At 48.1% G+C, this 23,355-nt stretch carries 17 protein-coding genes, 1 tRNA gene, 1 pseudogene and 1 riboswitch; of the genes and pseudogenes, 6 read left to right on the top strand and 13 right to left on the bottom strand.

From position 1 onward, the window contains the following. Positions 1-50 precede the first annotated feature (50 nt). Entirely contained in the window at positions 51-314 is a 264-nt protein-coding gene (locus tag H6F68_RS24510) for a hypothetical protein (RefSeq protein WP_190563090.1), read from the top strand. A 92-nt stretch (positions 315-406) separates the two neighbouring features. On the opposite strand, the gene H6F68_RS24505 is transcribed toward H6F68_RS24510, so the two are convergent. The 5 genes from H6F68_RS24505 to H6F68_RS24485 form a co-directional block, all read right to left on the bottom strand. Further along, positions 407-479, bottom strand: a tRNA-Met gene (locus tag H6F68_RS24505). A 187-nt stretch (positions 480-666) separates the two neighbouring features. Then, the gene (locus H6F68_RS29880) at positions 667-3,054 is read right to left on the bottom strand and encodes a peptidoglycan DD-metalloendopeptidase family protein (protein ID WP_190563088.1); all 2,388 of its coding nucleotides are present in this window, start codon (positions 3,052-3,054) and stop codon (positions 667-669) included. A gap of 796 nt (positions 3,055-3,850) precedes the next feature. Continuing rightward, a complete protein-coding gene (locus H6F68_RS24495) occupies positions 3,851-4,330 on the bottom strand; it encodes a tRNA (cytidine(34)-2'-O)-methyltransferase (protein WP_190563086.1) in 480 nt (159 codons plus the stop codon). 347 nt (positions 4,331-4,677) lie between these two features. Continuing rightward, a complete protein-coding gene (gene gshA, locus H6F68_RS24490) occupies positions 4,678-5,829 on the bottom strand; it encodes a glutamate--cysteine ligase (RefSeq protein WP_190563084.1) in 1,152 nt (383 codons plus the stop codon). Positions 5,830-5,964: 135 nt separating this feature from the next. Then, entirely contained in the window at positions 5,965-6,180 is a 216-nt protein-coding gene (locus tag H6F68_RS24485; protein ID WP_190563082.1) for a hypothetical protein, read from the bottom strand. A 250-nt stretch (positions 6,181-6,430) separates the two neighbouring features. Here H6F68_RS24485 and H6F68_RS24480 point away from each other — a divergent pair, with 250 nt between their 5' ends. Continuing rightward, a complete protein-coding gene (locus H6F68_RS24480; RefSeq protein ID WP_190433430.1) occupies positions 6,431-7,756 on the top strand; it encodes an AAA family ATPase in 1,326 nt (441 codons plus the stop codon). Beyond that, positions 7,753-8,442, top strand: a complete 690-nt coding sequence (locus tag H6F68_RS24475; RefSeq protein WP_190433429.1) for a retron system putative HNH endonuclease — start codon at positions 7,753-7,755, stop codon at positions 8,440-8,442. The genes H6F68_RS24480 and H6F68_RS24475 overlap by 4 nt, the downstream gene beginning before the upstream one ends. Here H6F68_RS24475 and bchH read toward each other — a convergent pair. Beyond that, positions 8,439-12,167: a magnesium chelatase subunit H gene (gene bchH, locus H6F68_RS24470; protein WP_190563080.1), complete on the bottom strand. Its 3,729-nt coding sequence runs from the start codon at positions 12,165-12,167 to the stop codon at positions 8,439-8,441. The genes H6F68_RS24475 and bchH overlap by 4 nt on opposite strands. A gap of 205 nt (positions 12,168-12,372) precedes the next feature. Here bchH and H6F68_RS24465 point away from each other — a divergent pair, with 205 nt between their 5' ends. From H6F68_RS24465 to H6F68_RS24455, 3 genes are all read left to right on the top strand, one after another. Further along, positions 12,373-13,449 carry a peptidoglycan-binding protein gene (locus H6F68_RS24465; RefSeq protein WP_190563078.1) on the top strand — a complete coding sequence of 359 codons (1,077 nt, stop codon included), beginning with the start codon at positions 12,373-12,375 and terminating at the stop codon, positions 13,447-13,449. A 327-nt stretch (positions 13,450-13,776) separates the two neighbouring features. Next, on the top strand, positions 13,777-14,973 hold the full coding sequence (locus tag H6F68_RS24460) for a tetratricopeptide repeat protein (RefSeq protein WP_190563076.1): 1,197 nt from the start codon (positions 13,777-13,779) through the stop codon (positions 14,971-14,973). 177 nt (positions 14,974-15,150) lie between these two features. Then, positions 15,151-15,245: riboswitch (Glutamine riboswitch) on the top strand. A gap of 42 nt (positions 15,246-15,287) precedes the next feature. Then, positions 15,288-15,695, top strand: a complete 408-nt coding sequence (locus tag H6F68_RS24455) for a DUF4278 domain-containing protein (RefSeq protein WP_190563074.1) — start codon at positions 15,288-15,290, stop codon at positions 15,693-15,695. Positions 15,696-15,762: 67 nt separating this feature from the next. On the opposite strand, the gene H6F68_RS24450 is transcribed toward H6F68_RS24455, so the two are convergent. The 7 genes and pseudogenes from H6F68_RS24450 to H6F68_RS24420 form a co-directional block, all read right to left on the bottom strand. Next, entirely contained in the window at positions 15,763-16,485 is a 723-nt protein-coding gene (locus H6F68_RS24450; RefSeq protein ID WP_190554865.1) for a J domain-containing protein, read from the bottom strand. 61 nt (positions 16,486-16,546) lie between these two features. Next, the gene (gene cysK / locus H6F68_RS24445) at positions 16,547-17,509 is read right to left on the bottom strand and encodes a cysteine synthase A (RefSeq protein ID WP_190563072.1); all 963 of its coding nucleotides are present in this window, start codon (positions 17,507-17,509) and stop codon (positions 16,547-16,549) included. A 169-nt stretch (positions 17,510-17,678) separates the two neighbouring features. Further along, positions 17,679-18,116 (bottom strand): Rrf2 family transcriptional regulator, encoded by a 438-nt coding sequence (locus tag H6F68_RS24440; RefSeq protein WP_190433415.1) that lies wholly within the window; start codon positions 18,114-18,116, stop codon positions 17,679-17,681. 155 nt (positions 18,117-18,271) lie between these two features. Further along, a complete protein-coding gene (locus H6F68_RS24435) occupies positions 18,272-19,921 on the bottom strand; it encodes an iron uptake porin (protein ID WP_190563070.1) in 1,650 nt (549 codons plus the stop codon). A gap of 263 nt (positions 19,922-20,184) precedes the next feature. Then, complete coding sequence (locus tag H6F68_RS24430; protein ID WP_190563068.1) at positions 20,185-21,984, bottom strand: iron uptake porin; 1,800 nt, start codon at positions 21,982-21,984, stop codon at positions 20,185-20,187. Between the two features lie 326 nt (positions 21,985-22,310). Then, positions 22,311-22,589 carry a 4a-hydroxytetrahydrobiopterin dehydratase gene (locus H6F68_RS24425; RefSeq protein WP_190563066.1) on the bottom strand — a complete coding sequence of 93 codons (279 nt, stop codon included), beginning with the start codon at positions 22,587-22,589 and terminating at the stop codon, positions 22,311-22,313. A gap of 622 nt (positions 22,590-23,211) precedes the next feature. Next, positions 23,212-23,355: pseudogene (locus H6F68_RS24420) on the bottom strand (photosystem II protein D2); the annotation flags it as partial.

Raw genomic sequence — 23,355 nt, 5'->3', positions numbered from 1 at the left:
GATAAAACAATGCAAATTCAAACTAATTTATTCCCTGTTGTTAAACGATCATGCAGGAAAAGCTTTTAATATCTCCTAAGCAAAAAGAAGAGTTATTCCATACCGAACTAGTCAAGCATGGAGTTCCTTTTTACAAAGCTGCAAAAGTAGCCAATATTTTAGTTTCTGCGCCCTCAGATGAGACTTTGACGGAGGAAGAGATACAGCTAGCCAAAGATGCTTGCAGAGAGTGGCTAAAGCAGCGTAAACGTCTTGATTTGGTGCTGCGGGCTGTAGAAACTGTTAACCTAAACAGGAATAAGCGCAGCAGCTGAACAGCATCAAGGTCTAAAGCGATTGCCAAGCCATTGCCAGAAGCGATCGCTGCATCACAAAAAAATTCACCTTAGTTTTGACTTATCTAGAATGGCTCAGGCGGGATTTGAACCTGCGACCTTGGGCTTATGAGTCCCCTGCTCTAACCACTGAGCTACTGAGCCGAGCTGCATCCACCAGTGCTGACTGATTTCGCTTTATTAAAATAGCATAAAAAAGTTAGCGATCGCTATCCTTATCTGAAAAAATCTAAAAAATTTAGGCTAGCTGTTACAGACATAAAAGCAATCGGGGAAGCCAAAGACCTCCCCGATGCTCGATTTCGATTAGATTAAGTCACGCTTGAGCTGATTAGCGGCTAGCGAGGTACTTCATTGGATTCACAGCACCTTGCCCAGCAGCATGGAGCTCAAAGTGGGAGTGAGGACCTGTGCTATAGCCAGTGCTACCCATTTCGGCAATTTGCTGACCTTGGTCAACTTGCTGGCCTGAACGCACCAAAATTCGGTTGTTGTGAGCGTAGAGAGTAACGCTACCGTCGGGATGCTGAATCTCGACTAAGTTGCCATACCCGCCCTCATTCCAACCAGCAGTGATCACAACACCAGAAGCTGCTGCCACAACAGGAGTTCCTACAGGAGCCGCAATGTCGATTCCTTTGTGCATCCGACCCCAGCGCCAGCCATAGCCTGAGCTTAGAACTCCCTTTGCAGGCCAAATATAACCCTTGAAGCTAGCTGCGTTTTCTGGCAGATAGCGATCGGCTGCCGCCAAAGGTGGCAAATCAGGAGACACCGTTTGTCCCACTAAAGGCTTCACTAGAGGATCATATGAGTCTGAACCTAGGGGAGCCGCCGCAACCAACTTTTGGCTAGCTTCTGGCTTGACCGTATTAGACGCTGTAGGAGCTGAAGATTGCCCAGACTGACGCTTTTGCTGGAGCGTCCGAATTTCGGCTTGTAGAGCTTCTGTGTAGCGGCTAGGGCTGAATTCTGGATTGACCTGCCGAGCTGTTACAGGGCTAGCATTAGGCTTCTGAGATGGAGCAGCGCTGATAGAAGGCACTGTCTTCAGCACATTAGCCTGAGTAGCGGTGGCTTTAGATGACCCAGTAGCTCGGTACTTCTCACGCAACTTGATAATCTCGGATTTCAAGTTGTTGATGTAAGGGCTGTTGCTTGCGTCTGGGTTAAACGAGGCTCCTGAGCTGCTTGGCTTCTCAGAGAAAGGTGCATTGCTCAGTGGAGCTGTTGCTACCTTGGTGCCCTCTTGGCCTTCAGCCGCCTTCTCCGTAGCGATCGCTTGCTTGGGTACGGCTGCGATCGTGCCTCGGAATTCAGCGGATTTAGCGCCAGCAGCAGAGGTGCTAGGTAGGCTAGCTCCCACAACTGGCATGGTGGGGACAGCAACACCGCTGGTCGAAGCGACTAAGGTTGGTGCCGTTCCGTTGGCGACATCAGCTGTAGTCGCAATTTGTAAAGTGCCCTCTTTGACTTGAGGAATTGTAAGCACCTGATTAACTCGGATGTAGTTCGGATCGCTGATTCGGTTGGCTTGAATCAGTTCTGCTCTAGAAATGCCATGATTCCGAGCGATCGCATCCAAGGTGTCCCCAGGGCCGACCCGATAAGCGCTTTGCTCAACCGCTGTTGGCACCTGAGGCTCACTCATGGCCTCCGGAATCACTACAGAGCTGGGAGCGGGAACTACCTGAGGCTCGATAATGACTTGAGTCTCAGCTTCTGGTTTCAAAGCTTTCGTGCCCTGAGCGGTCGCTACTACAGAGCTGGACTCATTGGTTTTGGACTCAATCACCTTAGGCTCCAGAGTCGGAGTAGGTACTTGAGCAAGTTCAGCGAGGGTGACCACTGGTTTTGCTTGTGGTACTTCGGTCGCTGCAACAACTTGAGGCTCTTGAGGTTGCGTTTTTTGAGCCACCTCTGCGGTTACCAATGGAGTTTCAGGAGATGCAGTGGCAGTTACTTGGCTTGCTGCACCATCGACATCAGACTCCTCAGCGAAAGCTGTAGCAACCTGATTGCTATTAACTAAACTTTGACCTTCCTCAGACCGTAACTCCGCCAGACTATTTTTCAGCTCATCTCGCTTTTGCTTTAAGCGATCGAGAGCAATGTCTTGCTGTTCCTTCAAAACCTCAGCTTGATCTACAGAAGCAATGCTGGGTTCGTTTACTTGTAGCTCAGCCGTGGGATCAAACGTGGGGCTTGGTTCCAACTGGGCTGAAGCAACCTCGTAAGAGGTGGAAGTAGAGGAGACAGAAGGAATCTGTAGAATCTGACCAACCTCTAGGGTGGTGCTAGGGGCGATACCATTAGCGGTAGCGATCGCGGTAGCATCAACTTGATAGAGTCGAGCAATTTGCCACAGGGTCTGGCCTGGTTGCACACTGTGCTTGATAGCAGAAGACTCTGGCACAGGCAGTGTAGCTGCTGCTGGCTCGATTTCTGGGGTAGCTGAGAGAGCTGCAACTTCGTAAGCCGGAACGGTTGCAACCGATGGTTCAACAGTCAACGGTTCTGCTGCCACAGCTCGATCGTTTTGCCGAGGCAGTAATAAACTGGACGCACCCATCGAGATTGCTAATCCAATCATGGCAGCAGAGGTGCAAGCCTTACGATTGACCTCGGTCGGCCCCTGCTTGCTTTGTTCATCAGCCACATCACTTCCTGGTGTGTGGGAAAGAACAGACTTGACCTTCTGCGGAAATGCTCGTTTCAAAGAACGACCTCCTAATGACCAGCGCTTAACTGTCCTCAATTCACTCGATCCGTCGTCAGTCAATGATGCAAATCACATTGAAAACAGACGAAGATCACTGACGGCAATTACACCTAGGCAAGATTACCCTGCTTTTTTGGTTTAGACAAGCTTACACTACTTAACAAAAAATTCAAGAGTCGATTTTTGAGTCCAGCTCAAGGGGTTTTGCTGTCTCAGAAATTGAGTTGCAGTTTCTCTTGAAGAGCTAATCAAACTGAAGTTTAACGCACTTCTCTCGTTTGCTAAATCAAGTGCAGATTTCAGATTACTCGCCCAAAAAATAGTGTCTGTCATTGCGTCAGTAACGGTTTTTTTCAGCCGTCTCAGAGCTGAGGTACAGGATTCAACTTAACTACAGACGTGACTCTACGTGAAGTTTTGGTGAACATCAACCGTGGAATCATGCACCCAGATTAAGGTAACTAAAAATTTGGGATTTAGGTTCCCAAGAGCAAACCCGTCTGTTTTGATCGCTACAGCAGTTTTCGGATGGAACAGGATAAGACCATGACAAAGTGATCAAAATTCACAGCGTAGATTGGGTGATCTCAGCGAATTCTTTATAGGAATTTCTTATTGCTTCCGGATAGATTTTGTATTTTGTGCGACGAAATAATTTTGTTCACCTGTAACTGTCCCCTATAGAACTACTTTCTGATTTTCCATTTCTAATAGAGAGTTAAGTCATTGAATAGAGATGACTACTCAATCGCAATATAAGAATTAAGCGATCGCCTACCTGAAAATGAACTTGTCAAGGCTGCTCAGGCTTAACGTTAAGATCACCCAATTGACGGCGGGCTTCAAATAAACCAACGGCTGCACTGACGGATAGGTTAAGGCTACGAACGTGAGGCTGCCCCATAGGAATGTAGAGCACTTGGTCACACATATCTAAAACTTCTGCGGGCAGACCTTGAGTTTCACTGCCAAACAGCAGCCAATCATCGGCTTGATACTGGCATTCAATATAACTACAGCTTCCTCTAGCGCTAAAACCTAGCCAGCGGCCTCCCTTAGATCGAGAGTAAGCCTGGAAAATCTCTACAGAGCCGTGATAATGCAGCTTAACGTAGGGCCAATAGTCCAGACCTGCCCGCTTCAGATAGCGATCGGTGATTTCAAAGCCTAGAGGAGCCACTAAATGCAATTCTGTACCCGTAGCAGCGCAAGTTCTGGCGATATTGCCCGTATTTTGGGGGATTTGGGGATGAACTAAGACAACTTGGGGCATAAAGAGTAATTCGTGCTGATACCACTCGCTGAAAACACAAAAAAGTCTACCTAAAGGTAGACGAACCTATATATTTTTTTAATAGTTCCAGAAAAAAAGCAAGATGATTAAAGATCCTGATCAATCAATTCACTCATGATTCGGATCTTCGATGGTTTAATACCCCTGTTTTGGCATTCAGGGCTACAAACAATTTCTTTTGGTCTTCAGCCAGGATTATTTTGTTAAAAGAAGAATCTCTAAAGCTTGCAGTCCTGGCCTTTAAGAGCTGAAACATTCCTTGATCAATAACTACAGTGGAAAACTAAAGGCACTAAGCTCAGAGCTGCAATGCCTCAGGTGAATAACTACGCGGCGATAGGCTGGCATAACTCAAGCTCTAAAGCTCGCTCCTGCTCTGCCATTGCTTGAATAGCTTGACCAATGACTGTGCGGCTATCTATACCTGATTCATGCAGTTTCAGCCATTGTTGCGCTTCATTACCTTCTCGTAAGATTTTTTTCAACGGCAGGAGAAAGCAGCTAAATCCCTGCTGTTTAGCGATCGCCCATACTTCTTGATAAAGCTGCTCAATCCAATCTCTAGCCAAAATTGTTCTGCCGTCTTGCCAATGCCTCAGTTCTGCATCTAGGCTGTTTCGGGATACCGCAGCTTCGTTGGCATTCGTCAGTTCAATCAAATCTTCAGCGCGAGTTGTAGCGGGTAAGGTGCTGGCTGTGAGCGGATCAAGATTGGGGTCAGCAATGAGTTGTTGCAGGCGAGCTTCTAAGAGCGCGGTAATGGCTAGCAGAGCGATCGGATCTGAAACTAAATCACAAATTCTCAGTTCCAGGCGATTGAGATTATAAGGACGGCGATCGCCATTCGGTCGAACAGAATCCCAAAGGTGCCGTACATTTTGCATCGTACCTGCTACGAGCTGCGCCTCCGTCCACTGAATGAAATGAGCATGACTCTCAAACAGAGGCACATGAGCGGGAGTTTTAGGAAAGAGTCCCCAACGAGTAGAGTGGTAGCCTGTCGCCTGACCATCTAAAAAAGGAGAGGACGCACTGAGGGCCAGGTATAGAGGAGCTTCTAATCGAATCAATCGGCAAGCTCGCATCAACAGCTCTGGCTCAGCAATGCCGACGTTGATATGGATACTGGCTGTGACGACCTTAGTGCCATAGGTGCGCTCAATATAGCCGTGGTAGGGATTGCCAGGATCGGAGCGGCAGAAGCGATCGCTCCCCCCCAAAGACAAAGTGCTACCTGGTAGCAGGGTATAGTCGCCCAACTGCTTGAGATAGCGTCGTAGTGCCACGCGAGGACGCACTAAGTCACAGAGTAAGCGCTCATAGCGGCACAAGGGAGCAGTAGTGTACTCAACATTGCGGCTATCAGGCTCTCGCACAAACCCATCTAAGGTTGCCACAATCTTGTCGGACAATCCCACGATGTCGCCCTGGGGGGTTCCTGTGTACAGCTCTACTTCAAAACCTTTTGATAGCAGCACGGCTTTTCCTCAATGGAGCTAGGCAGTCTTCTTTATCTAGTATCAAGGAAAGCGGAGAAATGCAGCGATACCTAGCTAAAAACAGCAATTTGTACGGTAGAGCTGCTGACTATTCCGCTCTACCGCAAATTACGATTATTTTGCATCCTCGGAAGGGCTAGGACCACGCTCAAGAGCCGCAGGGTTGGTCTCTTCTTCTCCCTGGCCTTGGGCATCAAAAGGATAACCTTCTGGTTGGTCAAGGATTGCCTGAGGGTCTACTCCTGGATTACTCGCATCATCCAAGACACCGTTAGCATTTGTATTCGGTTTGATCGAAGCACCTTTGTGGCTAGCATGACCGCCGGGCATATATGTTTCCTCAACTAAAACAATTTTGGTATGCCCCAGCTTAGACCTGGTCAGCGCGAGGAATCCCTATCCCAGGGCTTAAATGTAGCTAGGAAAACAAGCTAGCTGGACAAGGAATAGCGGTTCAGGAGCGATCGCCCTTTGGACAGAAGGACTACTACTTGAACTGAGGCTCGCTCACTTATGTGTGTAGGCTCAAACTGGAAAACGTAGTATTGAAGCATAGAAGCTGGTAGGTCAGATTCCGAAGATGAGAGTCAAACGCCTAAGAATGGAATCGTTCCGTGGCATTGATGAAATGACATTGGAATTTAGTGATAGTGAACCAATAGTTTTGATTGGGGTTAATGGAGTAGGAAAGTCAAGTATCCTCGACTGTCTCTCAATTCTTCTCTCCTGGCTTACAACAAGAATTGAGTATGATCCAGACGGTAGAGGGTCATTCGCTAGGAAGCAAGATGGACATCTTGTTATTGCAAGACAGTCAGAGCTGGCCGAAGGTCACAACTTTGATGAGTTCGATGTAAAGAATGGAGAGAGGGTGAGCAGAGGTGAGGTTACACTCTCTTTTGGAATTCAAAAAGTTACTTGGGCACTTACTAAAACTCTTGTTGGACGTAGTACAGCAAATACACATGTTAGCCTTTCTGATTTAGACCGATTCACTGGTGAAAAACGTCGTCAGTGTGAAGAAGATCTAGAGGCTAGCGTACCTTTAGCTATCTACTACTCAGTTAACCGGGCAGTTCTAGAGGTTTCTCTTGAGGTGCTACAAACCAACTGGTTTGACCAAACCTCTGCATATGAAAATGCTCTTACAGGTGCACATTCTAGCTTTGGTAGTTTTTTTCAATGGTTCAGATTTATGGAGGATCTGGAAAATGAAACTCGGCGAGACGACGCGAATTATCAAAAAGATGAGTTAAAAGCAGTTAGACAAGCTATCTACTCGATACTCGGTGAGGGCTTCTCAGATCTTCGAATTCGTCGATCTCCTCTTCATATGACTGTGAAAAAGTATGGACAGGATTTGAGCATCAACCAGCTCTCTGATGGCGAAAAGTGTTTATTAGCGATGGTGGGGGATTTGGCGCGACGGTTAGCGATCGCTAATCCAGGTTTGGCAGATCCACTTCAAGGAGAAGGTGTTGTTTTAATAGACGAAATTGAGCTACACCTACATCCCGCTTGGCAACGCGAAGTGATTCCCGCTTTAACCCGAACATTTCCAAATTGCCAATTTATTGTGACCACGCATTCGCCGCAAGTTGTGAGTCAAGTTAAGCCTGAAGGGATTTACCTGCTCGAACGAACTCCTCAAGGTGTAATAGCTCGGCATCCTGAAAGCTCTTACGGAAGAGACAGCAATCGGATTCTGGAAGATGTGATGGGTGTTCCGGAGCGACCTCAAACCATTAAAGATAGTTTGCGCCGATTATTCCGGCTGATCGAAGAGGGCAACTTAGATAGCGCTCGACAATTGCAACACCAGCTTGAGCAGCAAATTGGTGACGATGAACCAGAATTTGCAAGAGCAGATGTTTTAATTCGCCGTAAAGAAATTCTTGGTCGATGAAGTATATCGAGAAAGGCGAGGAGCCAGAGAGCTTTACTGCCTGGAAAGCCCTTGAAAATGAAAACTGGAAACCTCATTGGGATGACTTTCGATCTCCTCAAAAGCCTAAAGTCCATGAGGCACTAATTCGAGACCAAGGCTATCTCTGCTGCTACTGCGGATTGCGGATTGATAAGAACAATAGCCATATTGAACATCTAAAACCTCGCGCACATTATCCACCATTGGCGCTGGACTATTCCAATCTTCTTGCTTCCTGCCCAGGAGAAGGCGATGACCAAAATCGAGACCAGTCTCAGGAACTGCGGGCACAGGCAGAACACTGTGGACCCTGGAAAAAAGATTGGTATCAGCCAGACTTGATGGTTTCACCGCTGATGGAAAACTGCGCTGATTATTTTGTCTACACAGGTTTTGGTGAAATTCTGCCAACTGATTCCCCTGCCATGAAGACTGCTGCTAGTCAGACAATTAAGCGACTGGGGTTGAATAACGCCAAACTTGAAGCATCCAGACGCAGCGCACTTCAGGCAATTTTGCCAGTTTTAGAGGGGCTGTCAACTGATGAGATCCAGAAGCTAGCACAAGCCTATAGCCAAAAAGATGCTGACGGAAAGTATGTGCGCTTCTGTGCCGCGATTATTTCTTTTTTAGAACGCTACTCCACTCCTGAAGCTTCTGCTTAGCTAACTGTTATTCCTTCCAGCTCCTCGTCAGTGAGTTCGTAGAGTTGACGGAGTTGGGCGAGTTTTTCGGGGTCTGGGTTCCAAAAACCGCGACCGTTGGCTTCTAGCATCCGGGCGACAATGTTACGGAACGCTTCAGGGTTGGCTTGGCGGAGTTTTTCGGCCATCTCAGCGTCAAGAGCGTAGGTATCGGCGGCCTGGTCGTAGACCCAGGATTCTTGGAAGTCGGCGGTGCCAGCCCACCCAATCAGAGCGGTCATGCGTTGGGAGATTTCAAACGCACCACCAGAACCTTGCGCTGCCATTGCTTCTGCCCACTTAGGGTTGAGGAGTTTGGTGCGGTATTCTAGCCGCAACAGATCCTCTAAACTTCGAAGGGTACTATCTTTCGAGAAACTTTCCACAAAGCTTGTGGTCACTTTCTTGCCCCGTTTTTGTTCGGCAGCTCGTTTCAAGCCGCCTGTGTTGGCGTAGTACTCCTGAATATCGGTGAGGCCGTATTCTAAAGAGTCAATTTCTTGAACCACACGCTCGGTTGTTTTGAGTAGCGTGTCAAGAATTTCGGGGCGAGCTTGGCCTTTGTCGTGGCGACCATAACTAAATGTGTTGCGATCGCGCCAGGTATCCCCAAGTTCATCCCCCGATTCCCAGTTGCCATCTACTACGCGATCGTTGACTAAGGAACCAAAGTCTCCGGCTGGATTGGAGAACAAACGGGCGGAGGTATTTTCGACACCTTGGCCTTGCAGGGCGATCGCGTGTTTGCGAATAAAATTTTGGTCTTCGGGTTCGGCGGCTTCGGCGGCGCGGCGGAACAGGTCATCGAGCAGTTCAATGATGTTGACGAAGCTATCGCGGAAGATGCCAGAAAGGTTGGCGAGCACGTCAATGCGAGGATGACCCATTTCGGCTACAGGCTTGAGTTCGTAACGGACAATTCGCCCCGTGCCTTCTTTGATAGGTTCCGCGCCGACGAGTTCTAGCAAAATACCTAAAGACTCGCCTTTGGTTTTGATGGCATCTAAGCCCCAGAGCATCACGGCCACAGTTTCGGGGTAGGCGTGGTGTTCTTGGAGGTGTTGGGCAATGATTTGTTGGGCGATCGCTCGGCCTCGTTCATAGGCAGCAGGTGAAGGCATCCGGTAGGGGTCAAGAGCGTGGATGTTGCGGCCTGTGGGCAAGACACCAGGGCCATCCCGCAGTAAGTCACCACCAGGAGCGGGGGGAATGTATTCGCCGTTTAAGCCTCGCAGTAAATTGGTTAACTCATCGGAAGTTTGGGCGAGTAAGTCTCGAACTTGCACCGCTGCTTCGAGTTTAGGAGTTTTGCCGTTGAGGTCAAATTGTTGGGTCAGCGATTTGAGGTCAGCACCAGCAGAAACTTGAGCGATCGCCTGTTTTGGCAATTCTTCGCCTAAATAAGCGTTCAAGTAGTCTTCTACGATTTCGGCATTAGGCACTTCTCCTAACGTATGCAGCCCCGTGGAGAAGAGGCGGTTTTCTAAAACCTGCAGATACTCGTACAACTTTAGCAGGTAGCGATTGAACACCTCAGCGCTGAAGAGTTTGGCGTTTTCGGGAGTGAGGGAGATACCCAGCTTCCTCGCTGCGTCACAAGGACAGTCGGCATCTAAGCCAGTGTCACCAATCTTCTTCAGGATCGCTTCCTTGAGCACGTAGTTTTTGGTGGGGTCTTCGCGATATTCGGCGATTAAGTCCCGTAGCGTCACCAATTCTTTGTAGAGTCCGGCGCGACCATACGGTGGCACATTATGAGAAATCAGTACGCCGTAGCCCCGCCGCTTTGCCAAAATCGACTCAGACGGATTGTTCGCTGCATATATATATAGATTGGGCAGGTTGCCCAGCAAAATATCTGACCAAGAATAGCCTGTATTGCCCAGGGGCGAACCTGGCAGCCACTCCACGGTGCCATGCATCCCGAAGTGGACGATCGCGTTAGCTTGAAAGTCGTGTTGTAACCACTGGTAGAAAGCGGCGTACTGCGGGTGGGGTGTGAGGTCGCGCTCAAACATCAGACGCATGGGGTCGCCTTGGATGCCGAGTGGGGGCTGTACCCCAATCCAAATATTGCCGAGTTGAATGCCACCTAAGCAGAACTGATTGCCACAGGTTTTAATGCCGCTATCCGTCAGCGACTTCCACTGTTTCTCAATGCGGCTAGTTTTTAGGAAGCCCAGCCATTTCTCTAGTTGGCGATCGCTCACCAAAGTAATTGGAGTATCCTCCTGATCAGTAAAGACTTCATCGGCGGCTTTGACCTGACGAATTAGTTCCTCGCCATCTTCCGGCAAGTCCCCGACCGTATAACCTTGGTCTTTCAAAGCTTGCAGGAATTTCAGCAGCGATCGCGGCACATTCAATAAAGCAGCCGTGCCTACAGCACCATATCCGGGTGGAAAGCCATAGAGAATGATGGCTAGCTTGCGCTCGCTAGGCGGAGTGCGTCTCAGTTCGATCCAGCGCTTCAATCGTCCGGTCAGGCGTTGGACTCGTTCGGGAATTAGATAAATGTCTTCACCTACCAAACCACCCAATGGCACCGGATCGATCGCACCATCAAGCTCTGGCAAGGAATACAGCACTACACTTTGCAGGCCACCAATTCCCTGCCGCGTCCAAGAGTGAATATCTTGAATCAGCAAGGGAGCCGCGACGATATAAGGGACATTTTTGGCACTGAGGATTCGCTTCGCCACTTCTACCTGCCGCCCCGCTTCCATCGAGCCAGCAGGACCACCCACTAACGGGAAGCCAATTGTAGAAACGATCGCATCGACCGCTACAGCCTCTTTGGAGAGGGAGAGCGTCTCAGTATTGCCTTGCGATCGCTGCTCTTGCTCGTAAGCAGTCGTCATCCAATCGCGCACCGCTACATGCCCTTCCACACCATTAATAAAGATTGGCACCGGAATTAAACCTGCCTGCTCAAAGTGGCGAATCAATTGCGGGATGTAGGGTTGTTTGGTGACAACGTGTTTGCGGTAGAGGAGTATGCCGACAACGGGGCGGTTGGCAATTGGCGATTGGCGATCGCGATACCAATCTAGATATTGTTTGGGAGACTCGAAATAACCTGCATAGTCAGGATGCAACAGCCCCATATTTGGAGTTTCGATCGGGGCAGGAATTTCACCGATCGCCAAGCCGAGATATTTTTCGGCGATCGTCCAGAACATCGACGCTACGTTCTCTGGGCCGCCTGCGTTCCAGTAGCCGTAAATAATCAGCCAATTGCGGAGGTCTTGGACTTTTTGGATCGGGACGAATTTGAGGAGTTTTGGCCCCACTTTCAAAAAGCTGAGGTAGCCTGCGAGTTTGTCTTCTTCTTTACCGCTGCCAAATTTGTCGAGAATGAACTTGACAGGTTTGGGCATGCCTTTGGGTTTGTCACCAATGGCGAAGTCACCCAACTTGGTCAGGCTCATCAATTCCAGCGCTGACTCAAACACCAAGCGAATCGGAATTTGCTGCACGCGATCGCGCAACCACAACACTTGGTCATAGTCGAACAGCAAGCTGCCAAAGAAGACATCTGCCCCTGCTAGTGCTGCTGCGATCGCTTCTGATTGGGTGGTGAGGTCGCGATCGCTAAACACGCAGATCTCTAACTCTGGACAACGAGCTTGCGCCAGTTGAGCAGCTTTGCGGTATAGGTCCGCATTAAAAGACTCAAACCCAGCCATCAATACAATGCGTTGCATGCCCAAAGTTAACCAGTGAACTCCTCTCCTTGATCATAAAAGCCCTATTCAGTTTGAGGTTGATTAAGTAGAGCCGTTCTAGGGGAATTCGCGATCGCTTGTGATCAATTTTTAATCGTCTGGGGTTTTATCAAAGGAGTGCAGTAGAGTTGAACGCATATTTATAGATGACAACCTTTGGATTGCCTAGCGTCCGGTGAAATTTATGACATTTAATATTGCTGCTTTAGGATTACCTGTACTCCAGAGCGGGTCTGAAGGGCCAGCAGTGGGGGCTTGGCAAAGCTTTCTCAAAGGAGCCCAGTTTGCGCTCGGAGCAGTAGATGAAGACTTTGGCGGGCTAACCGATACGGCAACTCGCAACTATCAACAAAAAAATAATCTGCCTGTCACAGGAGTCGTGGACAAGGCTACTTATGCTCTAGCACTCCAGCAAGGCCTGTTATTTAAAGTGCCGAATTTTTCTGCTTCTCTGCTGCTGGATTACCTCAACTTTGGCATAGCTGAGGTCAAGGATTTGCAAAAGAGCCTCAACGCGATCGCCCAACTCAATCCTCCCCTCACCGTGGATGGCGATTTTGGAGCCCTGAGCAGTAAAGGCTTAGCCCAAGTCTATAAACAAAGGGATGTCCGGTTTCGCGATGACTTGCAACAGCGGTTAGCAGCCACGACCCAGCAAAAACTGGGGACAGATCTCAATGCGGCGATCGCCTTGATTGATGACTATGCCAAAAAGTTGCGCTTTCGCTTAAGTGGTCCCCACTGGGTAAAGTTTTTCCTGGCAACTAATTCTATTGAAGATTTAGCTTCCCCGTTTCGACAGCGGGTTCAGGCCTTTGAGAAAGCCTTGCGAGCAGCAGGGGCAAAAATGGAGGTTACTAATACACTGCGTCCTCCAGAGCGAGCTTACCTAATGCATTTTGCTGCCAAAATTAGCCGCTCTCAAATTCGGCCTCAAGATGTGACCGCTATGTTAGGGGTAGATATTGACTGGGTGCATTACACCAATGCTGGCTCTGTGCAAGCGGCTCAGCAAATGATTGATGCTTACGGCATTGGTACTAACCCTGTAGCTTTGCGATCGCTGCATACGCAAGGCTTGGCGATCGATTGGTTCATTAGTTGGGAAGGGACACTGCAAATCAGAGACAGCAGCGGTCAACTAGTGAGTATTGCTGCTCCTCGCGATGGTGGGAATCCCGCTTTGATGAAAGTCGGAGCTTCTTATGGAGTGTATAAGCTGCTAGGCGACCCGCCGCATTGGTCGGTCAACGGCGGCTAGACCGCAGAGATGAATTAAGTCAGAAATAAATCAGCTGTTAATCCGAAACCGAAATAACCATTAAAACTTTAGTCAATCTAGCTAAAGTATGTTTCGTATGCGGATGCTTTAAATTGCTCCTATACCCTAAGATAGATGACACTGGTTTCACCAAACTGAAAGGGCACTTCAAAGGCTGCATTAAGTATGTAAAATTACGGGAATGGGTCACTCACTATAAAGTGCCCTCAATCTCAGCCATACTATTGCATCGCTCCTCTACATCCCTGACAGGCAAAGCTGAAGGCAGTAATGTCAGCTCACCTAATCTCCCCTGGAAGCGCATTAATGGAGAAGTCTTCAAGTCCTGTACAGGCATGGGAACAGCACCGCAACCAAGCGATCGCTTGCTACGGTAAAAATCAATTTCGAGAATACCTAACCCTCTCTGAGCAAAACCTGGAATTAGCTAGAACTTTGGGTGACACGCCCAAGGAAGCGATCGCTCTGAATCAAGTCGGGTTAGCGCATATTCGGTTGTGGCAACCGCAGCAAGCTTTGCAATTTCTTCAACAAGCTTTAGTGCTGCAACGCGCCTTAGGCCAACCCCAGTTGGAAGTCCAAGGAGAGTGTTTTCCGCAAACCGTGGTTTTACCTTTGTTTGGCCAAGCGACCACGCTCAACAATATTGGTTCTGTTTATAGCCAGCTAGGAGAACCCCAACGAGCTTTAGAGTTTTTCAACCAAGCTCTCGCGATCTTTCGAGAATTAGGCGATCGCCGAGTTGAGGCAGTTACCTTAAACAGCATTGCCTTGGCTTACATTCGCTTGGGTCAGCCGAAGCAAGCTTTACTTTTATGCAACCAAATCCTACCGATCCGGCGTGAGTTGGGCGATCGCGCTGGAGAAGCAGCAACGCTGAATAATGTCGGCTTGATTTACAGTGACTTAGGTCAGCCCCGCAAAGCATTGCAATATTTCAAGCAAGCACTCCTAATTCAAAAGGAATTAGGTGACCGCACTGGAGAAGCGACAGCCCTCAACAACATTGGCTCTGTCTATAGCGATTTGGGTGAGCCTCAGCGAGCTTTGCTGATTCACAATCAAATTTTGCTGATTCGACAAGACTTGGGCGATCGCTTTGGCGAGGCTACCACACTTAATAACATTGGCTTTGCCTATCGCGATGCAGGTCAGTTACACCAAGCTTTAGATCTCTATCACCAAGCCCTGGCGATTCGGGAAACCCTAGGCGATCGCCCAGGACAAGCCACCACCCTCAACAATATTGGCTTTGCCTACCGAGACTTGAAACAACCTCAGCGATCTTTGGATTTTTACAATCGAGCCTTGATCCTCTACCGAGAATTAAAGGATCGCCCAGGTGAGATTACAACTTTGGCGAATATTGGGGCAATTTGGGCAGAATTGGAGCAGTCAGACTGGGCCAAAGACTTCTATCAAGAAGCCCAGACACTGGCAGAAAAAATTGGCAATCTTTTCTTACTCGATTGGATTCAGGTGCTCAGAGCAGCCAATCCCTAACCGGACTCAGCAGAGGCATGGTGACACATGCCTCTATAGCTACCACCGCCATTGTCTCTAGTTATACCAACTTGCTCTATGCCTAAGGCTAGTGGCAGGTCAACACTTGTAATTAATAAAATTTACTAAAGAATCACATTTGGTGCCTAGTCTGTAAATTAAGATACAGAATATAGTTACGTTCATCTCTCTTGGTGTCTCATTTATTGCTGAGTTGGCTATTTCGCCATCGAGAGGGACGGAAGTAGGGAGCCATCCCGAAGGAACGCGCCTCATCCTAACCCCATTAAGCAACGAAGTTAGAGGCGAAAAGCATGAGACTGTCATACCGTGGTGCTCAATACGAGTCTGAGCTACCTACCTTTCAAATGTTGGAAGGAGATGTTGTAGGAAAATATCGTGGACAAAACCTGCGGCTGCAATATCCTTATCCGAAGCACATTCCCGTGCCTCAAACTCCTTTGGACCTAAAGTATCGAGGCGTTGCCTACTCCACTCATCGCCCAATGCAAGTGGAAGATTTGATTGCATCCCAGTCCGCAACGGCTGCTAGCCAAGTAAACCCTGTGCAAAATGTACGACAGCGGGTACTGAAGGAAGTTGAAGAGACACATCGGACAAATATTTACCGTAGCCTAGAACGACGCTTGCAAGTTGCTAAAAATCTAGGAGATCAAAGGTTGATCGGTATGTTAGAGTCTGAACTCCAACAAATCGTTTAACCAATTTTGATCCGAATCAATCAGAGCCTGGAGTGTGCAGCTTCAGGCTTTTTTAGTGGGTCCTCCATCAAGCCAGGTTCTTGATCGCAGCCTGAGCTTCTCGGCGTAACCCTGTAGCAATCCTGAATAACTCCTGCCCCGTGTGCAAGTAGTGGTCGTCGTAATTGAATGTAAACCGCTCTAGCTCCTCTAAACCGTCACTCACCTGGTTTAAGCAGTGATAGAGATGAGCCGCTACACCCGCTACGTTAGGAGGATTGGGCATGGAGCGAAAAGTTCTCTGAGCTTGGCTCAAATCAGTATGGGAATCTTCCAAATACTCTTGGAATCCTTCCATCAATTCATCATCAAAAGGATCAGCTGATAGCTCATCTATTTCTTCAGCTAAAGCTCTGAGAATTCGAGATAGCAGTCGATTTACAGGTGCATAAACCTGATTTAGCCATAGCTGTAGGTGTTCATCCGCTGCTTGACCAGTGGGGTACTGCTCTCGATAACGCTTCTGTACTTCGGCAGCTCGTCTTTGGCGATCGCCAGGAGACATTCCCTCCGTGTCAAATCTAGTGCCGTATAACCGATGAGCCAGCTCTTGGTCATAAGACTGACGACGCTGCGGATCGCTAAGAACTTCATAAGCGGCGTTGATCCGACTAATCTGCTCGTGGTCAGTGACAGCCCGATTACTATCTGGATGAAATTGCTTCGCTAGGCGGCGATAGGCTTGCTTAATTTCTACCTGAGTCGCCGCCTGAGGAATATCCAGCGTGTCGTAGTGATTGGAATTTCCCATAGGGCTATTTTAGCTTGTAGCCCTACATTGCTTGGGATGTAACTGGAGCCAAAAAAACAGCTCAAGTGGCTGCTGTCGAGAGACTGGGTTCCAAGTCTTGAAATAGGGGTGTGCTCAAGTAGCGCTCTCCAAAGCTCGGTTGCACCATGACGATTAAGCGTCCTGCATTTTCCGGTCGCTTGCCAATCTGAATTGCTGCGTAGAGAGCCGCTCCACTCGAAATTCCTGACAACAAACCTTCTTCGCGAGCTAAACGGCGACCATAAGCGATCGCATCCTCATCAGCAACGGCAATCACTTCATCGATCAAGTCAACTTTGAGGACTTGCGGTACAAAGCCAGCCCCAATACCCTGAATTTTGTGTGGACCTGGTTTGCCTCCAGACAAAATAGCACTATTAACAGGTTCAACCGCGATCGCCTTAAAACTGGATTTGCGCTGTTTAATCACTTCCGCAACACCAGTCAAAGTACCCCCCGTACCGATCCCAGACACTAAGAAATCTATTTCGCCGTCCGTGTCCTGCCAAATTTCTTCTGCGGTAGTTTCCCGATGAATTTGAGGATTCGCAGGATTGCGGAACTGCTGCAACATATAGGCATTGGGCGTAGAGTCAACAATCTGTTGCGCTCGGCGAATGCAACCACCCATCCCTTCAATACCAGGTGTCAGCTCTAATTCCGCTCCATAGGCTCGCAGCATGGCTCGTCGCTCCGAGCTCATGGTTTCTGGCATGGTCAAAACTAATCGATACCCTTTAGCGGCAGCTACCATCGCCAAAGCAATACCCGTATTTCCCGAAGTTGGCTCAACTAAAATAGTTTTGCCCGGTGTAATTAATCCTTCCCGTTCTGCTGCGTTGATCATATTGACGCCAATCCGATCCTTCACAGACGACGCCGGGTTCATGCCCTCCATTTTGACCACAATGCGAGCTAGGCATCCCTCGGCTTGAGGAACACGGTTGAGTTGCACTAGAGGAGTGTGACCAACCAATTCTGTAACATCATGAGCGATACGCATGGCTTGACTCTGGGGTTGACGTAGGAGTGGACTGAAGGACTGAAGTAGAAAGAGCAAATATTAGCAGTGCTAACCTGGATAACTCAGCAAAGCAATATTCTTGACTAAAGCTTGAATTAAGCTTTTGGCCTTATTGCCTGAAGTAAGCAATAAGAGCTTCTGTAGAGTTTTAGATGTAATACATAATGTCCAATTGCTGCCGCGAATCTCGCCGTTCCGCTAGGTCTTGAAGTGTATATCCGTGGAGCACAGCGTCAGCAGCCTGCCGCGATTCTTGCCAAATGTCCCAGATGACTGAACTTTCCACGGTTTTGGTTGTAGAACCATTCTCCATTGGTTGAGTGTCCAGCCCTTCAATGCAGTTTAAGGCTTCTAAAAGTGTAATCTTCCAAGGTTCACGAGCCAGTAAGTAACCTCCCTTGGCTCCTCTTTGACTGCGAACTAGGCCACAACGTCTAAGGGTTGCTAACAATTGTTCCAGGTAGCGATCGGGAATGTTTTGCTGAGCTGCAATCTGCCGAATCTGTAAAGGCTCACTACTACCGTAATGAGCTGCTAGTTCCAATAAAGCTAGCAAGGCATATTCACTTTTACACGAGAGTTCCACAAGCAAAGTAGGAATAGAGAGCGACTAACAAGGCTTAATATTCTTAGATTATACCCCGGTTCTCCACTGGGGTTTAGAGGTTTAAGTAATTGCAATAAAAAGGCCCCGCATATCAGCGAGGCCACTCAAAACAATTTAAGCTTACCTAGGAATTACTAGAACTTAAAGGTAGTCCGAAGCGTACCAACGTAGATGGTATCGTTGTTGTCGTTATGCTCAGGATTAAAGATCACAAGCAAACCAGGGGTAACGTCAATATTGTCGTTGATAGGATAACGATACAGCGCCTCTAAATGGAGAGAAGTATCGTTATCGTCTTCGCGACCACCATCAACGTCGGTTAGCTTAGGTGGCATACCAACAATGACACCAAGGAGTGATCCTTCTTTACCTAAGTCACTGAAGCCTACGTTGGCTGCCCAGTTCCAAATTTCTGCATCGCTACCCTCAAGAGCACCAGATTGGGCATGAGCTTCGGTATAGCCAACCCAACCGCCTAGAGAAATTTTGGAGCCAAGCCGGAAGTTGGCTTCAACGCCAAAGTTGTCAGTTGCAGTTGCGATACCGTCGCCAAAAGGTCTTCTCGCACGGCGGCTACCTGTTGAAGAGGTGACGTTGACTAGAGGTTCAAACACACCATTTTCATCGGCTTCAAGTCCGAATCCTGGGTCATAAGCTCGAGCATAGGTAAAACCTAGACTCAGAGCATCAAAGGGACGGAAGGCAACTTGAGCCAGAGCTGCATTAGGACCGTCAAATAATCCAGCTTTTTCACGAGGATCTTGAGCATTGTCTGCTAAATAGCCTAATGATACAGACACTGCTTTACCAAAACCAGTGTTTACAGTAACGCCAGCCCCACCTGTTCCTTGACGGTAAATTGGGTTGAAGCGCCCAAACCGAGAAATCGAACCACTACCACTGCTAGCGAACAGAGGATTGATAACGTCGATGTTTTCGTAAAACTCAGCCCCTGTAGCATCAAGAACGACGTTGGTGTTATCGCCCAAGGGGAATCGATAGAACAATTTTGTTAGTTGAACGTCGTTTTCTTCTTCACCGTCAAATCCCAGGCGGGTCATGTTGGTGCCTGTTCTGTCGGTGCCATATTGCGGGACGTTGCTTGCCTGCAACCGAGTTCTTAGGCGATCCTTACCAGTAAAGCTGGTATCTAAGTTGAGACGAACGCGATCGCTCAGAGCAGTTTCGTCATCTAGCTCAGCACCACCTGGCCCTTGATCACCAAAAGCATTAGTGACAGCGAAAATAGCTTCTCCAGTGAGCTTGGTAGTGGTGGAGAATTGGTTGGCTTCTAGTTCAGCCGTGCGAGCTTCCAATGCATCTACCCGACCACGCAACGTAGCGAGTTCAGCAGAGAACTCCTCTTGCAACCGTTGTAGAGTGGCTAAATCTTCTTTGCTAACCAGGTCAGCGGTACCTGCCGCAATCAATTCATTGATCCGGTCTAAGCAAGAATTAACACCAGCTGCAAACTCATAACGAGTCAGGGCGCGATTACCACGATAGGTGCCATCAGGATAGCCAGCGATACAGCCATACCGCTCAACCAAGGATTGCAATGCTTGGAAAGCCCAATCAGTAGGTTGGACGTCAGAGAGCTGAGATACTGAAGTAACCTGAGCCAGTCCGTTATCGCTGGTTTCTACAGCGATGGGTTGATCCAGAGATGCCACAGAGGTAGGCGCAGTTGGTGCTTCAGAAGCGATCGCAGAAAGAGAAGCGACCAAGGTAGCACCCAAAACTGCTGGAGCAATCAATAAAGAATTCCAGAAAATTTTAGACATCAACTTCCACGTCCTCACACCAAATTAGAACGGTCTCAGTAGACCAAGCAGAACTCTAAGAGCAAAATTAGCACTCTTAGATTGATTTTTATGTTCTTTAAAGCACATCCACACTTAGAGACCACTTAATCTAAGTAGCCTATCTAAGTACTCTACCACTAAAGGTAGATTAGTAAAGTTTGGAAGAAGACATAAAAAAGCCCCACTAGCAGTGGGGCCGAATCATTAGCTGATTAAGAGAATGAAAACTTCTCTTCTTCGGCTTAGAACTTGAAAGTGGTTCTTACAGTACCGATGAGGATGTCATCGTTAGCTTCGTTTTGACCAGGAGCCGTAATCCAGATTACACCTGGGGTAACGGAGATGTTGTCATTCAACTGGTACTTGTAGAAACCTTCTAGGTGCAGGGAGGTGTCATCTTCGACATCATTGTTCTTGCTACCCAAGTAAGGTTCAACACCAGCAACTAGGCCGAGGAGGTTGCCCTTCTTACCAAAGTCAGGCAGAGCCAAACCTAGACCGTAGTACCAGACATCACGGCTATTTTCCTGTAGGTTGATCACATTGGTGTAACCGAAGAAGCCGTTGATAGCCAAGGCATTACTAACCTTAAACGACGCTTGTGCACCGTAGGAGTTGGTGACTCTAGGGCCACCATCAGATCCACCACCATTCGCTAGGGCGTTACCTGTAATGGTTTGGGTAGCACTACCCAAGTTGAAAATAGGTGTTCCGGTATTGTGATAACCATGAACATAGGTTAAGCCCAACTCCAGATTGTCGCCAGGAGAGAAGGTTAACTGTCCTAATGCAGCGTAGTTACCATCAAACAGGCCATTCTTCTCAGAGGGGTTAGCAGCATCAGGACCACCTAGGTAGCCAAGGCTAAGAGCGATAGCGTCACCAAATTTGGTGTTGATACCGACACCTGCTCCTCCACCAATCCGGTAGATGGGGCTTTCTTGACCAAAGGCAGAGAGCGCCCCATTACCGCCGTCATAGTCTTCCAGGTAAGGATTGGTAGTGCTGTAAACATAGTCACTATGAATTCCACCCGTGCCTGCTAGATAGACGTTGATATTGTCTCCTAGAGGGAAGTAGTAAGAAAGCCAGTCTAGGACAACGTCATTATTAACTAGGGGACTACTAGTGTTGCCAATGTTAAACTGCTGTGTTCCCTCAGCTGTAACGGCATCAGGAACGCCATCGTTGTTGAAGTCTGTTGAGAAACCAGTTGCATTACCAGCAGCGAGACGGGTGTGGAGGACATCTCTACCTGTGAAGCTGCTTTGCAAATCCAGACGAACCCGATTTTGCAGAACAGGGTTGTTGGAAAGATTTTGGTTGAACTCATCGGTGACTGCAAAAATTGCTTCACCAACTAGCTTGGTAGTGGTGGAGAACTGATTAGCCTCCAATTCAGCTGTGCGAGCTTCTAGAGCATCTACACGGCCCCGGAGTGTAGCTAGTTCAGCAGAGAACTCTTCTTGCAGGCGTTGTAGGGTAGCTAGGTCTTCCTTGGTAACTAGGTCGGCAGTACCAGCCGCAATGAGTTCGTTAACGCGGTCCATGCAGGAATTCAGACCAGCTGCAAACTCATAACGAGTCATTGCCCGGTTGCCACGGTAGGTACCATCGGGATAACCAGCAATACAGCCATACCGCTCAACCAAGGATTGCAGTGCTTGGAAAGCCCAATCGGTAGGTTGGACGTCAGATAGCTGAGAAACAGAGGTAACCTGAGCAACAGAATTCTGTTTGCCCTCGTTGGTGTACTTGTTAACTTGATCGAGGGAAGAAGTGTTGGCTGGAACTTGCGCAATCTGAGTAGGCGCTTGCGCTTGGCTAGGAACAGTCGCAAAAACGGGGCTTACTTCTGCTTCTGGAGCTGCTGGCTGAGCAGAAACAGCTACGGGAGCCAAATCTTGAGCTGCTGTAACTTGGGGTTGAGCTGCTTCAGCAACTACTCCAGCTTCTGCGGCGATCGCACCTGAAGAAACTGCTAAAACGGTACCCAAGAGAGCAGGGCTAACCAATAATGATTTCCACAGAATCTTTGACATTCTTTTTGTTCTCCTCACACCTGCTGTAGGACGACTAAGCTAAGCCATCTATCTACTAGTCTACGATAGAGACTCACGACGTTTCGTAATTGTTCCCAAGTATTTTGAAATTAGATCTACCAGATCTCTCAAGATGGTTGAACAAGGACCACGATCGTGTGTCTTAGCTTACAGTTTTAGCAAAAACCAGCGGATTCTTCAATTCAACGTTAACTTTATCAGCCGGAAATTGTCGAGAACTTTTGAAGATTTCCTAACTTGATATGGGAAGACGCCTAGGCTGCTGTGAATTACTACTAAAAAATATAAGCAGTTAAGACGGTAGATTAAATGTGAGAAATCTGTTGAGCTAGATCGAAATCCTTTTGAGTCAGCCCACCTGAGTCATGAGTTGTTAAGGTGATTGTGACTTTGTTATAAGAGATTTCTAGATCCGGATGATGGTCGGCTGTTTCAGCAGGCTCAACCAATTTGTTAACGAAAGCGATCGCCTCAACGAAATTTTTGAACTTACGAACAGACTGAAGAGTTCTTCCCTCAACGGCCCAACCAGAAAGTAGATGAGCCTGTGCTTGAATCTCTGCTTGACTTAGTAGTGGAGCCATACCTAACTCCTCGTGATGAGAAATCTGATAGTTTTCAGTAAAACCGCTCTAAGATTTTAGACAAGTTAGACAAAAGATTTACTTCAGCGAAGTCGGGTTATGTATCGCTGCGGTTCCGAACTTTGCAATACTAAGCTGCGATCGCAAAAACTTAGATCTAAGAAATTAAATGACCCTTTAAAAAACTATCCGCTCTCACTAGGTAGGTGCTTTGAGAAACTCATTGCAGCCGTGGAGTGAGAGCGGTGTAGCGGGTCTTCAGATTGAAACCAGACTGCCGGGAGGGACTCCCTGTCAGCCTAGTAACTAAAGTTACTCAGTTTTTCTAGAGACTAGATCAACTGTGGCTAACTGTTAGAGAACAGCCCCGGCACGCAGCCGGCTAACTTCAACCTGACGACCCAGGCATTTACTACTATCTTGCATGGGCATCACCTCCTTTGGTCCCTAAGCGGATTAATTCTTAGAAGGCAGAGCTTAGAGCTCCGGGTGCATTCACCTTTAGCTAAGATAACACACGAATTCAGAGATGTGTGTCTACAAAAAAGCCCTTGTCTAATTAAAGATAAGGGCGTCGGTTTAGCCAAACCCAAAACGGCTCAGCTAGCATTCAGAAACACAATTACAGAGCATTACCACGAGGTAGTACTTCTTCAGGGAAGACAAAGTTTTCGTGTGGCTGATCTTGAGGTGCCATCCAAGCGCGGATGCCCTCGTTCAGCAAGATGTTCTTCGTGTAGAACGTCTCAAATTCAGGGTCCTCCGC

The sequence above is a fragment of the Trichocoleus sp. FACHB-262 genome (genome assembly GCF_014696035.1).
Lineage (GTDB): Bacteria > Cyanobacteriota > Cyanobacteriia > FACHB-46 > FACHB-46 > Trichocoleus.
Note: the sequence above shows the minus strand (reverse complement) of the source record. Positions and strands in the feature narration are given on the sequence as shown.

What these genes read in the sequence shown, in the direction of transcription:
- H6F68_RS24510 (WP_190563090.1), top strand. Translation starts at nt 51, where the DNA reads ATGCAGGAAAAGCTTTTAATATCTCCTAAGCAAAAAGAAGAGTTATTC.
- H6F68_RS24495 (WP_190563086.1), bottom strand. Translation starts at nt 4,330, where the DNA reads ATGCCCCAAGTTGTCTTAGTTCATCCCCAAATCCCCCAAAATACGGGC.
- H6F68_RS24485 (WP_190563082.1), bottom strand. Translation starts at nt 6,180, where the DNA reads ATGCCCGGCGGTCATGCTAGCCACAAAGGTGCTTCGATCAAACCGAAT.
- H6F68_RS24480 (WP_190433430.1), top strand. Translation starts at nt 6,431, where the DNA reads ATGAGAGTCAAACGCCTAAGAATGGAATCGTTCCGTGGCATTGATGAA.
- H6F68_RS24475 (WP_190433429.1), top strand. Translation starts at nt 7,753, where the DNA reads ATGAAGTATATCGAGAAAGGCGAGGAGCCAGAGAGCTTTACTGCCTGG.
- bchH (WP_190563080.1), bottom strand. Translation starts at nt 12,167, where the DNA reads ATGCAACGCATTGTATTGATGGCTGGGTTTGAGTCTTTTAATGCGGAC.
- H6F68_RS24465 (WP_190563078.1), top strand. Translation starts at nt 12,373, where the DNA reads ATGACATTTAATATTGCTGCTTTAGGATTACCTGTACTCCAGAGCGGG.
- H6F68_RS24460 (WP_190563076.1), top strand. Translation starts at nt 13,777, where the DNA reads ATGGAGAAGTCTTCAAGTCCTGTACAGGCATGGGAACAGCACCGCAAC.
- H6F68_RS24455 (WP_190563074.1), top strand. Translation starts at nt 15,288, where the DNA reads ATGAGACTGTCATACCGTGGTGCTCAATACGAGTCTGAGCTACCTACC.
- H6F68_RS24450 (WP_190554865.1), bottom strand. Translation starts at nt 16,485, where the DNA reads ATGGGAAATTCCAATCACTACGACACGCTGGATATTCCTCAGGCGGCG.
- cysK (WP_190563072.1), bottom strand. Translation starts at nt 17,509, where the DNA reads ATGCGTATCGCTCATGATGTTACAGAATTGGTTGGTCACACTCCTCTA.
- H6F68_RS24435 (WP_190563070.1), bottom strand. Translation starts at nt 19,921, where the DNA reads ATGTCTAAAATTTTCTGGAATTCTTTATTGATTGCTCCAGCAGTTTTG.
- H6F68_RS24430 (WP_190563068.1), bottom strand. Translation starts at nt 21,984, where the DNA reads ATGTCAAAGATTCTGTGGAAATCATTATTGGTTAGCCCTGCTCTCTTG.
- H6F68_RS24425 (WP_190563066.1), bottom strand. Translation starts at nt 22,589, where the DNA reads ATGGCTCCACTACTAAGTCAAGCAGAGATTCAAGCACAGGCTCATCTA.